Annotated in this window: 14 protein-coding genes; 5 read left to right on the top strand and 9 right to left on the bottom strand. The window is 65.1% G+C overall.

The features are described from left to right. Window positions 1-34: 34 nt before the first annotated feature. The 5 genes from M1E17_RS17395 to M1E17_RS17415 form a co-directional block, all read right to left on the bottom strand. Window positions 35-262 carry a DUF3188 domain-containing protein gene (locus tag M1E17_RS17395; RefSeq protein ID WP_457963186.1) on the bottom strand — a complete coding sequence of 76 codons (228 nt, stop codon included), beginning with the start codon at window positions 260-262 and terminating at the stop codon, window positions 35-37. Window positions 263-300: 38 nt separating this feature from the next. Continuing rightward, entirely contained in the window at window positions 301-1,242 is a 942-nt protein-coding gene (locus tag M1E17_RS17400) for a DUF2797 domain-containing protein (RefSeq protein WP_457963187.1), read from the bottom strand. A gap of 47 nt (window positions 1,243-1,289) precedes the next feature. Further along, complete coding sequence (locus tag M1E17_RS17405) at window positions 1,290-2,153, bottom strand: HpcH/HpaI aldolase/citrate lyase family protein (RefSeq protein WP_267275927.1); 864 nt, start codon at window positions 2,151-2,153, stop codon at window positions 1,290-1,292. Between the two features lie 240 nt (window positions 2,154-2,393). Beyond that, a complete protein-coding gene (locus M1E17_RS17410; RefSeq protein WP_457963188.1) occupies window positions 2,394-3,335 on the bottom strand; it encodes an aldo/keto reductase in 942 nt (313 codons plus the stop codon). Between the two features lie 52 nt (window positions 3,336-3,387). Beyond that, the gene (locus M1E17_RS17415; RefSeq protein ID WP_457963189.1) at window positions 3,388-5,112 is read right to left on the bottom strand and encodes a glycoside hydrolase family 13 protein; all 1,725 of its coding nucleotides are present in this window, start codon (window positions 5,110-5,112) and stop codon (window positions 3,388-3,390) included. A gap of 183 nt (window positions 5,113-5,295) precedes the next feature. Here M1E17_RS17415 and M1E17_RS17420 point away from each other — a divergent pair, with 183 nt between their 5' ends. Beyond that, window positions 5,296-6,462 carry an ROK family protein gene (locus tag M1E17_RS17420; RefSeq protein WP_457963190.1) on the top strand — a complete coding sequence of 389 codons (1,167 nt, stop codon included), beginning with the start codon at window positions 5,296-5,298 and terminating at the stop codon, window positions 6,460-6,462. A 107-nt stretch (window positions 6,463-6,569) separates the two neighbouring features. Here the strand turns inward: M1E17_RS17420 and M1E17_RS17425 are convergent, their stop codons facing one another. The 3 genes from M1E17_RS17425 to M1E17_RS17435 all read right to left on the bottom strand — a co-directional run bounded on the left by M1E17_RS17425 (window position 6,570) and on the right by M1E17_RS17435 (window position 9,312). Continuing rightward, a complete protein-coding gene (locus tag M1E17_RS17425; protein WP_457963191.1) occupies window positions 6,570-7,223 on the bottom strand; it encodes an SDR family oxidoreductase in 654 nt (217 codons plus the stop codon). Between the two features lie 75 nt (window positions 7,224-7,298). Continuing rightward, window positions 7,299-7,859 (bottom strand): dihydrofolate reductase family protein, encoded by a 561-nt coding sequence (locus M1E17_RS17430; protein WP_457963192.1) that lies wholly within the window; start codon window positions 7,857-7,859, stop codon window positions 7,299-7,301. Window positions 7,860-7,989: 130 nt separating this feature from the next. Continuing rightward, window positions 7,990-9,312 carry a YjiH family protein gene (locus M1E17_RS17435; protein ID WP_457963193.1) on the bottom strand — a complete coding sequence of 441 codons (1,323 nt, stop codon included), beginning with the start codon at window positions 9,310-9,312 and terminating at the stop codon, window positions 7,990-7,992. A gap of 122 nt (window positions 9,313-9,434) precedes the next feature. On the opposite strand from M1E17_RS17435, the gene M1E17_RS17440 reads away from it, so the two are divergent. Beyond that, window positions 9,435-10,274, top strand: a complete 840-nt coding sequence (locus M1E17_RS17440) for an IclR family transcriptional regulator (protein ID WP_457963194.1) — start codon at window positions 9,435-9,437, stop codon at window positions 10,272-10,274. Between the two features lie 39 nt (window positions 10,275-10,313). On the opposite strand, the gene yidC is transcribed toward M1E17_RS17440, so the two are convergent. Then, on the bottom strand, window positions 10,314-11,156 hold the full coding sequence (gene yidC / locus M1E17_RS17445; protein ID WP_457963195.1) for a membrane protein insertase YidC: 843 nt from the start codon (window positions 11,154-11,156) through the stop codon (window positions 10,314-10,316). A gap of 190 nt (window positions 11,157-11,346) precedes the next feature. On the opposite strand from yidC, the gene M1E17_RS17450 reads away from it, so the two are divergent. From M1E17_RS17450 to M1E17_RS17460, 3 genes are all read left to right on the top strand, one after another. Further along, window positions 11,347-11,556 (top strand): DUF4177 domain-containing protein, encoded by a 210-nt coding sequence (locus M1E17_RS17450; RefSeq protein ID WP_457963196.1) that lies wholly within the window; start codon window positions 11,347-11,349, stop codon window positions 11,554-11,556. 161 nt (window positions 11,557-11,717) lie between these two features. Next, a complete protein-coding gene (locus M1E17_RS17455) occupies window positions 11,718-12,056 on the top strand; it encodes a DUF1801 domain-containing protein (RefSeq protein ID WP_457963197.1) in 339 nt (112 codons plus the stop codon). A 44-nt stretch (window positions 12,057-12,100) separates the two neighbouring features. Continuing rightward, window positions 12,101-12,613, top strand: coding sequence for an N-acetyltransferase family protein (locus tag M1E17_RS17460; RefSeq protein WP_457963198.1), 513 nt, complete (start codon window positions 12,101-12,103; stop codon window positions 12,611-12,613). Window positions 12,614-12,751 lie beyond the last annotated feature (138 nt).

A 12,751-nucleotide genomic window follows, 5' to 3' on the forward strand; every position in this document is an offset into this window, starting at 1 on the left:
GCCTATCGTTCCGCCGCCCGGCGGCCGGCAAAAGCTACTTGCGGCGAAGGGTCTTGCGGATTTCACGCGAGCGGTATCCGACGCCCACCAGGTGCAGGACCAGGCCCAGCCCTATCACCGGAAGCGATGCCGTCACCAGCCCAGGGTTTTCGGAGCTGTTGCCCGCGATGTTGAGGATAAGTCCGACGGCGAGGAGGCCAATGGCCGTTATCACCAGGGCTTTGTAGGACGTGGGCGACGTGGCCCAGAATTCTTTCAGCACCGTGCCAGTCTACCGACCGGCGGGGAACCAGGAATGCTTTAGAACAGGGCTTCCTGCACGGCAGGCACTTCGGAGGCAAAGTCACCCAGGACAATCGTCCGTGCGCTGAGCTGGGCAAGGTTGACCACAAACTGGGCGTCCGTGCCCTGGAGCGAGGCCAGCGCTTGGGGACCGCAGAGCGCCGCCACGCGGAACCCGTGCTGCCCGGAGTCCAGGGGGTGGGGGTACGCGTGCCGGGCTGCCGGGCCGCACAGCACTGCGGCCTGGGCAGGCCGGACCCACAGCTCGTCCACCACCTCAAAACCGTCGACGGCGGCCTGCGACAGCGCCGCCCGTACACCTGCCGCGGCGCCCTGGTTGATCGAGTCCACTCTGGCTGCCGGAAGCGGCTCCGCCAGGGCTTCGGCCTTGGCGGCCGACCGGACCTGCTGGGCCAGCCCGGTTTCCCTGGTGACCATGTCCTCCAGGATCCGCACCACACTGCCGTCCTGTGCCCTGGCCACATACCTGGCCACCACGGCTCCCTGTTCGGCCAGCCGGTTCCACTTCCGGAGGTTGGACGCAGTGCCCACCTTGCTCGCGCCGCCGGCGAACGTGGCCACATACAGCCAGTGTTGCTGCATCAGGTAGGTTCGCAGCCCCTCGGGGACGCGCCCGCCGCGGTGGAAATCGTGGATAAGCCGGGAATCATCCAGCACAAAACAGCGCTCACATTGCTTTCCCCTGGTTGCCGGAGCCTGGGCCGGGCAGAGGACGTGCCGGCGGTCCGATGCCGAAAAAACCTTGTGGTGCCCGAGGCAGAACCTGCTGCCGGACGCCAGCCGGAACCCGAGCGGCGTACCAGGCTGGAGGCTGACCGCCTGCATGGTCCCGGAGGGTGACTGCAAGCGCAAAACCGGGCTGCCGCCGTCGTGCCCGGGGGCAGCAGCGGGGGGCCCATCCCAAAAGACCCCGTGGACCAGATAGCGGGGATCTGTCACGGGGTCCTCTGTACGTCTCGTCGAAAAGTGCGTCCGGCCGGCAGTTGCTACAGGGCGGGCTGCACGCCGAACGCCACGGCGAGCTTCATGATCTTCTCCGCGCGGCCCAGGCGGGGAAGGTCGGAGCCGTCGCGGATGACGCGGCCGTTGGCTTCGAAGTCGGCCATGAAGTCCGTGGCCCAGGCAACGTCGGACGGCGTTGGGCTGATGACCTCGTTGATGATTGCCGTCTGGTCGATCGCCAGGCAGAGCTTGCCGGTCATGCCCATCATGACTGTGATGGCGGTCTGCTCGCGCAGGATGGGGTGGTTGGTGCCGACGGTGGGGCCGTCGATGGGTCCCGGCAGGTTGCCGACCCGGCTGGCTACCACCAGCTTGGCCCGCGGGTATGCCATGGCTTCGGCGGTTGCGGCCATGCCGGTGTCGCGGCGGAAGTCACCGGAGCCGAAGGCGAGACGGAATGCACCCTGGGCCTTGGCGATGTTGTTGGCTTCCTCGATGCCCACGGCTGATTCCACCAGGGCAATCACGGGGGTCTTGCCGTCCATGCGGTGGTAGCTCTCGGTCACCTGATCAGCGGACTCGGTCTTGGCGAGCATCACGCCGAGAAGACCGGGAGTTCCCCGCAGTCCGGCGAGGTCATCGGCCCAGAACCGGCTGGTGGCGTCGTTGATCCGGACCCAGGCCTTGCCGCCGGCAGAAAGCCAATCCACAACATTGCCGCGGGCGTGGTCCTTCTGCGACGGGTCCACGGCGTCTTCGATGTCGAGGATGATCGAGTCTGCCCGGGAAACGGCGGACTGGTCAAAAAGCTCTGTTTTCATCGCGTTAACCAGAAGCCATGAGCGGGCTATCTCTGCGGGGATGTGGCGCTCAGGCCGTAAGATCTCGGTGGCGGTGGTAGACGTCATGTATCTACCGTATCTGCCCGGAGCCTACCAGCGCGAAGCAATATGGGCTTGCGGAAAGACCAATACGAACAAAACCGGCTCAAGCGTGTCCGGCGGCCCGCCCAGCACCGTAGGATTCCGGGTCCTGCCTGGCTCCCCTGCCTGGCTCCCTGAAAGTACGTAGCAGCAAGTGCCGTTCTGAGTTCTGAAAACGACACTTGCTGCTACGCAGTTGGGAGTGGGCGGTGGGAGTGGGCGGGGTCAGGGGAGCTTGCTGCCCCGCGCTGCGATCCACAGCCCGTACCACTCCGCGCGGGTCATGGCCGAAGCCACCCGGCCGGCATCGGCACAGGCCCTGATCCTGGCGGGGTTGACCGATCCGATGACCGGCGCGATCCCGGCAGGATGCTTCATCAGCCAGCCCAGCAGGACCGCCTCCCCCGACGTGCTGTACCGCCCGGCCAGCTCCGCCACCAGCCCAGCGGCGGCAGTCTCAGCCGCCGTCGGGCTTTCCGGTCCGCCGCCGGTGTAGAGCCCGCGGGCCAGCGCGCCATACGCCTGCAGGGTCACACCGTTCCGGCTGCAGTACTCCACCGTTCCCTCGGGAAAGCCGTGATCCAGCGACTCCTGATGGTTCGCCAGCACCTGGCTCTCCAGCCAGGCCCGCTTCAGCAGGCTCATTTCGAGCTGGTTGGCCACCACGGGCACCTCGAGCCGGTCCTGCAGCGCCTCGATCTGGGATCCGGACATGTTGGACACGCCGAGCGCACGCACCTTGCCGTCGGCCAGCAACTGCCCGACGGCGGACGCCACCTCCGCCGGGTCCGTCAGCGGGTCCGGGCGGTGCAGCAGGAGCACATCAACATAGTCGGTGCGCAACCGCTTCAGGCTGCCGTCCACCCGCTCGATGATGGACTCCCGGCTGAGGTCATAGTGGGTGTCGAGCCCACGCTCATTGAGCCGGATCCCGCATTTGGTCTGCAGCCGGATGCGTTCGCGCAGGCCCGGCGTTGCCGCCAGCACCTCACCGAACACAGCCTCCGACTTCCCGCTGCGGTAGATGTCGGCGTGATCGAACAGCGTGATCCCTGCATCCAGCGCGGCTTCGACGGCGGCATCCGCCTCCTCCACGTGGCCGGTACCGTGCGGCTCGTCGGTCCAGCTGCCGCCCAGGCCCATGCAGCCGTAAATGAGTTCCTGCATCAGGCCGGACCCTCCGTTCCGGGACGCTCCGGCCTGAGCCCTGACTCGGGCATCAGCGAAGCCATGCGGTGCTGTTCGCCCCCAGCTTGCCCGCTTCCAGCGGCGCGCTGGTCACCAGCACGGTACCGGCAGGAAGATCGACGGCGGTGTCCCCGAAGTTGGTGACGGACTGCCAGCCGCCAGGGCGGCTGAAGTGCAAGACCTCCGGATTGCCCGTCTCGATCCATTCCAGCTGCTCCTCCGCCTGGAGTTCGCGGCGCAGCTTCAGCGCGGAACGGTACAGCTCAAGGGTGGAGCCTGGGGTGCCTTCCTGCGCCTCGACAGCGTACTTGCTGAACCACGCCGGCTGCGGCAGGTGGGCCACGCCGTCGCCAAAGCCGAAGGAGCTTCCTTCAGCCTTCCACGGCAGCGGAACACGGCAGCCGTCCCGTCCGATGTCCACGCCCTTGTTGCGGAAGAAGGTAGGGTCCTGGCGCTGGGACTCCGGAATCTCGGCAACCTCCTGCAGGCCCAGTTCCTCACCCTGGTACAGGTACGCGGATCCCGGGACCGCGAGCATCAGCAGGGTGGCCGCCCGGGCACGGCGCTCGCCGAGCTCCATGTCCAGTTCCTCCCGGGGACCGCCGGCCAGGAGCCATGACTTCCCGTCCTGGCCCTTGGCGTGCTTTCCCTTGGCTCCCTTGTCCGCGGAGAACCGGGGCAGGCCGTAGCGGGTGGCGTGCCGGACGACGTCGTGGTTGGAGAAGACCCACGTGGACGATGCTCCGGTGGCGGCAGCCTCGGCCAGGTTGCGGGTGATGATTTCGCGGAAATCCTCAGCGTCAAAGTCGGCCTGCAGAAGGTCGAAGTTGAAGGCCTGTCCCAGGCCCGCGGGGCTGGCGTAGCGGGGACGACGGGTTGCGTGCACCCAGGCCTCGGCCACGGCAGTGCGCGGCGGGTTGTACTCGTTGAAGACTTCGCGCCACTCCGTGTAGATCTCGTGGACGTCGTCGCGGTCCCAGAACGGGTGTGAGCCGTCGGCGAACCCGTCGGTACCGGTGTTTGCCGCGGTCAGCTCCACCTTGGACAGCAGCGGCTCGGTGAGGTCTTTCGTGAGGGCATGGGCCACGTCCACGCGGAAGCCGTCCACACCGCGGTCCGACCAAAAGCGCAGGGTCTTGAGGAAGTCGTCCCGGATCTCCCGGTTGGCCCAGTTCAGGTCCGGCTGCTCCTTGGCGAAGATGTGCATGTACCACTGGCCGGGGGTGCCGTCCGGCTCGGTGATGCGCTCCCAGGCAGGACCGCCGAAGACGGAGTCCCAGTCCGACGGCGGGAACTCGCCGTCCGGGCCCTTTCCGTCGCGGAAGATGTAGCGGTCACGGGCTGCGGAACCCTTGGGCGAGGCCAGGGCTTCCTTGAACCACTCGTGCCTGTTCGAGGAATGGTTGGGGACGATGTCGGCAATCAGTTTGATGCCGGCGGCGTGAAGTGCAGCGGCCATCTCGTCGAAGTCGGCGAGGGTGCCAAGCTTGGGGTCAACCTCGCGGTAATCGTCCACGTCGTAGCCGCCGTCGGCCAGGGCGGACGGGTAGAACGGGCTCAGCCAGACGGCGTCGATTCCCAGCGATTTCAGGTACGGGACCTTGGCTGTAATGCCTTTGATATCCCCCAGGCCGTCGCCGTTTGAGTCGGCGAAGCTGCGCGGATAGATCTGGTAGACAGAGGCCTGGCGCCACCAGTTCGGGTCGGCGAGGCGGTCAGAATCGGACACGGTTGCCAGAGTGGCAGTGGTGGACAAGGGGTGATCCTTAAGTCTTGGGCTGGTCGGTTGGACGGTCCGAGTGGCTGATCTTTTGCGTGCTGCACCGCGGGGACCAAGGGAATGCCAGTGGCCGGCACCCCTTATTCAGAGAATTTAGATAGAATCTAAATATACTCACCAAATAATTATGGGACCGGACTATCTGGAGGTCAAGGACGCATGAAGGAAGCTGGCGCCGCTACCCCGCAACTGCTGCGACGGGTCAATGCCAACGCCGTCCTGGCCTTCCTCCGAAGCACGGAGGTGGCCACCGGAACTGACCTGATGGCATCGACCGGACTGACCCGGGCCTCCGTCATAGCCGTGTGTGAGGACCTGCTCCGGCGCGGCTGGATCACCGAAACCGGAGTCTCCCGCGAAGCCTCTTCCCAGAAGGGCCGTCCTGCCCGGCGGTTCGAACTGAACCCGCGGGCCGGCTTTGTCCTGGGAATCGATATCGGCGCCGGCACCACCACCGCTGCCGTGGCCGATTTGCGCGGAACCATTGTGGGGAAAGCGAGCCGGAGCTTCCGCAGCGCCGCGATTCCGGCCGACGAGCGGATCAACGTTGTTGACCAGGCCTGCCGTGCCGCGCTGCAGGATGCCGGCACCACGCCGGGAACAGTGCTGGCCGTGACAGCGGGACTTGCCGCCCCTGTGGACCGCGAAGGCAATGTCCTGGTGACCCAGCATTTCTGGCGGCTGTTCGACGTCGGCCTTCGGTCTGCGCTCAAGGAACTGCACGGGTGGACCGTGCTCCTGGAGAACGACGCCAACCTGGCGGCCCTCGGCGAGCGCTGGCGCGGCTCCGGCGTGGGAGTTGATGACCTGGTGGTCCTCCTCGCCAGCGAGCGGATGGGCGCCGGAATCATCGAATCAGGCCGGCTGCTGCACGGCCACTGCGGAGCCGCCGGCGAAATGGGCTACCTCGACACGGTTGACGGCGTGGGAAGTTCAGCCGGTATTGCACTGCTGGCACGGGAATGGTTCGCGGAGCACCAGGGCACTCCTGCACTGGAGGCGCGGGAGGTCTTCGCGGCCGCCGCGGCCGGCGAAGATGCCGCCCTGGCGGTCCTGGACAGACTCTCGGAACGGCTGGCCCGGATCATCGCCACGGTTGCCATCCTGGTCAACCCGGAACAGGTGGTGATCGGGGGCGCCGTGGCAGAATCGGCCGGGGCGCTGCTCCCCCGGGTCGAAGCCTTGCTGCCGCGCTTCACGGCCACGGTCCCGCGGGTCACGGCGTCGCCCCTGGGGGACTCGATCGTGACCATGGGCGCCGTGCGTTGCGCCCTGGACTACGTGGAGGCCAACGCCCTGGACCTGGAACTCGCGGCGCCTGCCTGAGCCGCCTGCCTGAGCACTGGTGGCCCATACCCCCAGAGCACAACTCCAGCAGCGCGAACGGACACTTGAGGCCCCCATTGGAGGCCTCAAGTGTCCGTTCGCGCTGGCTAGCTCGGCTGGAGGGCGGCGGCCACCGGCAGGGTTCCGTCCCGGAACTCGATAGTCCGGCCCGCGGTGTCCGGCAGGTCCAGCACTGCCGCCGCCACGATTGCCGTATTGCCACGGGAGGTTTCCCGGCTCCCCCGCCCTGATGGGTCGACGTCGATCCGGCCGGTCCCCGGCTTATCCGTCAGCGAGCCGGGGCCCAGGATGGTCCACGCCAACTGCGTGCCGCGCAGGTACTCATCGGCCGCGGCCTTGGCCTCGGCGTAGGGGTGGAAGCTGTTATCGGCCGGGACGCCGTGGTCCGGGCCTGCCCCCAGATAGGACACCATGACGTACCGCCCGACGCCGGCCTCCGCCGCCGCATCCATCGAGCGGATCGCGGCGTCCCGGTCCACGGCATAGGTGCGTTCGGGGTTCCCTCCCCCCGCGCCGGCGGACCAGACCACGGCGTCGTGGTTCCGGAGCGCCTCGGCGATTTCCGCCGTCGTCGCGTTTTCAACATCCAGTACCGACGGCGTTGCGCCCGTTGCCGCCACATCGGCGGCATGGTCCGGGTTGCGGATGAAGGACGTCACGCTGTGGCCTTCATCGGTGAGGAGGGTTGACAGAAGAAGGGCCACTTTTCCGTGGCCGCCGATGATTGCGATCCGGGTCATGGACCCATTCTGCCCCTCGTGTCCAGCGGCGGGGGCATCGCCGCGGCGGGCTGGGACGGACACAGCCTTCCGGCGTCACGGGAGGGTGCGGTACCGGAGGTAGACCACGCCGTTGCCGAACCTGCGCTCTTCGAGGAGCTCCAGCCTGAGGGCCAGGCCGTCGGGCAGGTATTTCTTGCCGCCGCCCACCACCACGGGACTGACAAGGAGCCGGCATTCGTCAACGAGCCCGGCGGACAGTGCCGAGGCGGCAAGGTTGGCCCCGCCCACGCCGATCTCGCGGCTGCTGGTCTCCTTGAGCTGCCGGATGTGGTCCGGGTTGAAGACGGGCTCAATCCTGGTGCGGGCGGTGGAGGCGCTGGCGAGGGTGGTGGAATAGACGATCTTGTCCGCCGCCTGCCAGATGCGGGCATAGTCCTGGATAACGTCCGGCTCGTCGCCGTTGCTGCCGAGGGTGTCCCACACGGACATGACTTCATACATGCGGCGTCCCAGAAGGTAGGTGCCCACCTCGCGCTCCAACTCATTGACGAACGCGTGGACCTCTTCGTCCGGTTCACTCCAGCTGAAGTTGCCCTCGCGGTCCGCGGTGTATCCGTCCAGCGAGGTGATGCCTGTGTAGGTCAGCATTGCCATGCGGAGGCCTCCGGCTATTCGAGTGGTGAGCCCATTCTGCCCCCGCGAACGGCGGCTGGGTAGGTCCTGCGATCCGCCTCGCTTTCAGAGGATCGCAGGACCATGGCCGCCGGACGCCAGGCAGGAGCAACTAGGCAGGGAACAGGAGGAAGGCGATCGGGGTCACCAGGATCAGGGTCAGGACCACGCGCTGGAACCAGATGACCACCATCTTCCACAAAGGAATCGGGATGTCAGTTGCCATGATGCAGGGCACCAGAGCCGAGAAGAAGATGATGCCGGAGACAGACACGACGCCGACCACAAATTTGACTACGGGGACGGAATCCACTGCGAGGAGTGCCGGCAGGAACATCTCTGCAATGCCTACCGCACTGGCCTTGGCCACGAGCATGGGTTCGGGAAGCTGCAGCGCCCAAGTGAAGGGATAAAAGAGGTAACCCAGCCAGTCGAAAACCGGCGTATACGTTGCGAGTACAAGGCCCAGCAGACCGATTGAGAGGATGGACGGCAGGATGGCCATGGCCATCAGCACGCCGTCCCGGACGTTGGTCCAGATATTGACGGCAAGTGAAGGGGCGGACGCCACCGTCTCACGTGCTTCGCGCCAGGCCACGGAAAAGCGGCGGCCAGTGACGACTTCCTCCGGCTGCGGCGTGGCCTCAGGGTGGTATTCGTCAGGGATGCTGTTGAGCGGCCAGATTCTGACGGTAATGGCTGTGACGAGAAAAGTGACAAGGAAAGTGACCCAGAAATACGCGGTCCACTGGCCCATCAGGTCCAGGGTCTTGGCCACGATAACCATAAAGGTGGCGGATACGGTGGAGAATCCGGTGGCGATGATGGCTGACTCACGGGCGGTGTATTTGCCCTCCTTGTAGACCCGGTTGGTGATGAGCAGGCCAAGGGAATAGCTGCCCACGAAGGAGGCGACGGCGTCGATCGCGGAGCGTCCCGGGGTGCGCCAGATGGGGCGCATGACCCGCTGGACCATTACTCCGATGAACTCCAGGAGGCCGTAGCTGACCAGCAGCGCCAGGAAAACTGCTCCGATGGGGACGAGCAGGCCCACCGGGATGACGAGCTTCTCGAAGAGGAAAGGCCCCATGCCCGGCTCGAACAGCCATGCGGGACCCACCCGGAACACCATCATGAACCCGACAACCATGCCCACCACTTTGAGCATCGAGAAAACGATCTCGACAGCGGACTTCTTCCAATTGCCTGTGGCGAACGGATACACGGCTCCCGCCACGATGACAGCGAGTGCGTAGTAGGGCAGAACCGGGCCGATGCCCGCCTGCAGGAAGGTAACGATATGGTCCAGCATGATGGTGTTCCTGCCGGCGATCGTCAGCGGAACGAAGAACATGAACGCCCCTATTCCGCTGTACACAAACAGTTTCCACATTTGGCGCGGTGCGGTGCGCTGTGCTTCCGAGGTGATGGCCATCGGTTTGTCTCCTGATATCTTCGCCGCTCTCCGTTGTGGACGCGGCCGGTTCTTTGACTAGATCCATCGCACCGCGAACTGGCAGGAAGGACAATGGAATTGCGGAGGATGCAGTCTCACATATGAGATTCAACTCACAGGAGGCGATGATGGGCAGCGAAACTGACAGTTCCCTGCGTTCCCTCCGCATCCTGAGTTACCTTGCCACGCAGGCGACCCCTGTTCCTGCTGCCCGGATCGCCGAGGCCGTAGGCGCCCCCAGATCCTCAACGTTCCGGTTGCTCCGGGGAATGCAGTCGCTGGGATATGTCACCCACATACCGGAGGAGCAGGCATACGCGCTGGGAATCGCCGCCTTGGAGATCGGCCAGGCGTTTGGCATCCAGGCGCCTTTGGCACGGTACGGTCGCCCGGTACTGGAGCGGTTGGTCCTCAAACTCGGCGAAACCGCCCATCTGGCGGTCCTCCACGGTCACGAAACGCTCTACATCCATGAGCAGACCGCCCCCATGCGGGCACCGCTCGTGACCGCCAAGGACGTGCGCCTCCCCGCCCATCTGACGGCGTCCGGGAGGGTGATTCTTGCGGGTCTAAGGGATGAGCAACTGCGGGCTCTCTTCCCGCCGAACTTCGCATTCGTCCGAAGGACCGGCCGGGGACCGGACACGTACGCCGAGCTGATGCGGCAGCTGGACGTTGCACGGCGGCAGGGCTTTGCCCGCGAGTTCAGCGAAGTGACAGAAGGCCTGACTTCCATTGCCAAGCCGGTCCGGGACAGGAGCGGCAGGACTGTTGCCTCCATCGCCGTGACAGTCGCCTACAGTACCCAGGCCCCTGTTGCTCCCCCGGCTAATGCCCTCCCCGCGGCGTCGACCATGCAGGACACCATCCTGGCGGCTCTTGAACGGGCTACGAGGGAACTTAGCCGCAGGCTTGGCTGGGATCCGCAGCAGTCGGGGTGAAGCCGCCCTGGCATTCCGGGGGAGACCTCCCAGCCGCGCCTAGGCGCCGCCACCCCGCCCCTCGGCTGAGTCGTGACCTGGCGCCGGCCTTCTCATGACAAAGAACTGCTGCACCATGGTCCAGAGGTTGGTGGTGGTCCAGTAGATCAGCACTCCGATGGGGAAGATGATGCCGCCCACGCCGAACACCACCGGGAGGGCGTACAGCATCATCTTCTGCTGTCGCACGAACGGGTTTTCCGGGGCAGTTTCCGGCGCCGCCGAGGAGACGTTCCTGGCCATGATCTGCTTCTGGGTGATGAACTGCGCAACGGACATGGCAAGGATCATCAGGATGGCCAGCACCGCGACCGCGATGGGATCACCGCCGAGGTGGAGCAGGGACGCGGAGAGCGGGGCGCCGAAGATGCTGGACTGATCGAACTGCACTACCTGCTCGTGGCTCATCGCGCCGATACCCTGCCCCTCGCTGGCGCTGGTGCCGATGCCCGCGAGGACCTGGAACAGCGCAAAGAAGAATGGCATCTGGATCAGGATCGGAAGGCAGGCCGAGAACGGGTTGGTGCCATGTTTCCTGTACAGCGCCATCTGCTCCTGCACCATGGCCTGGCGGGAGAGCTGGTCGGTCTTGCCTTTGTACTTTTCCTGGAGCTTCTGCAGGTCCGGCTGCAGCAGTTGCATCCGGCGCTGGGCGTTGATCTGCTTCATGAAAACCGGAATCAGCGCGGCCCGGATCACAAGCACCAGCCCGATGATGGACAGCGTCCAGGTCCAGCCGGACGCTTCAGGCATGCCGATGGAACTCAGGCCTCCATGAAAACCGACCATGATGACGGACACAAGCCACTTGAACGGATACATGATTGTTTCAAATAGGTCCACCGAAATCCCCGTTTGTCAGATGCGGCAAAGCTACGGCGAAAGCGGGAACTTGTCACGCTTTCATATCCATGGGGAGGCACGGTGGGGCGCCGGCAGCGTTCCGACTGGCCGTCGCTCGCCTCCGGAGGGGCGCCCTGCGGCATCGAGTAGCATTGCTCCCAATTAGCCAGCAACGGAAGGAAGTCGTGCCATGAAGTATGTCGTCCTGCAGGTGATCCTCAAAGAGAAACTGTGGGGAACCGGTTCAGGCAACCTGACCGCCCTGGAGAAGGCCATCAACGATCAGGCCGCGAGGGGCTACCGGCTCCACACCATAACCACCGCGAGCAGCGGGAGCAAGGGAATGATGGGCGGCGGAGACCGCATCCAGGCAACGCTGGTGTTCGAGAGCCTCGTATAACGCGTATCGCGAATAGAGCTGCCTCGACTGCCTCGACTACCTCGTCCCCGGCGGCGTAGGCTTGGCGCCGTCGCCGGCTGCACACGTCCTCTGTGGTCCGCGGTCGCATCAAGCCGGCTACAACAATTGCCCGACGACAATTTGAAGGAGGCTTGAACACCATGTTCACGAAGAAGGGTGACGCGGCCGTTCTCTCCAAACTCAGCGAAGCCCCCGCCCAGTACAGGGAGATCGGGGAAGGCCTGCATCGCATCATCCGTGAGAGCGCGCCCTCGTTGGAGCCGATCGTCCGCTGGGGACTCCCGTTTTATGTGAAGGACGGCAAGGACGTCTGCTACATCAAACCGGATAAGGACTTCATCGCGTTCGGCTTCGGCGAAGTTGTCAACCCCGCACGTGAAGAGGGCGCCCATATGCACCCGGTCGCGTGGATCATCACCTCGCTGGATGCAGCGACGGAGGCCAGGATTCGCGCGTTGGTCGAGAAAGCAGTTGCCTGACACGGTCCCTCAGAAGATGCAGCCACCCGCAGTACCGTTGAGCAATGACCATCAACTTTGACGTGCGCCGCGCTGAGCCGGCGGACGCACCAGGCATGGCGAGAGTTCACGTGGACACCTGGCGCGAGACCTACCGTGGACTGATGAGCGATGCTGTGCTTGACGATCCCACGCTCCTGAGCTGGCGCCAGAAATTCTGGACCGCGGCCCTGACCGATCCGAAGTACAGCCAGAACACCGTGGCCGTCGCTTCGCACGAAGGGATGCTGATCGGCATTGCAATGTCTGGCCCCTCCCTTGATGGCGCGAAAGAGCCGCGGCAGTTGTATCTCCTTTACGCCTACACGGAGTTCCACGGTTCCGGGGTGGGTGCGGCGCTCCTCAATGCAGTCCTCAACCCCACCGCGCCTGCTGCGCTCTGGGTCGCGGAGCCTAACCCGCGGGCCCAGGCCTTCTACCAAAAGAACGGCTTCGTCACCGACGGGGCGGTGAAAACCGAAGACGGTGTGCTGTCCGTTCGAATGGTCCGAAGACCCCAAGCCGTAAACCACAGCTAACGTCAGCTGCCGTGACAGGAGCCAAATCAGGTAGTCCCCATCCAAAAATTCGAGTACTCGGAACCGGTGCCTCCGGACGCAGCCGCTGATAGCGTCGGGTACGGGTTGACGGTGGCGCCCGGTGTCTGGGGGCTGCAG

This window comes from Arthrobacter sp. D1-29 (genome assembly GCF_054130585.1).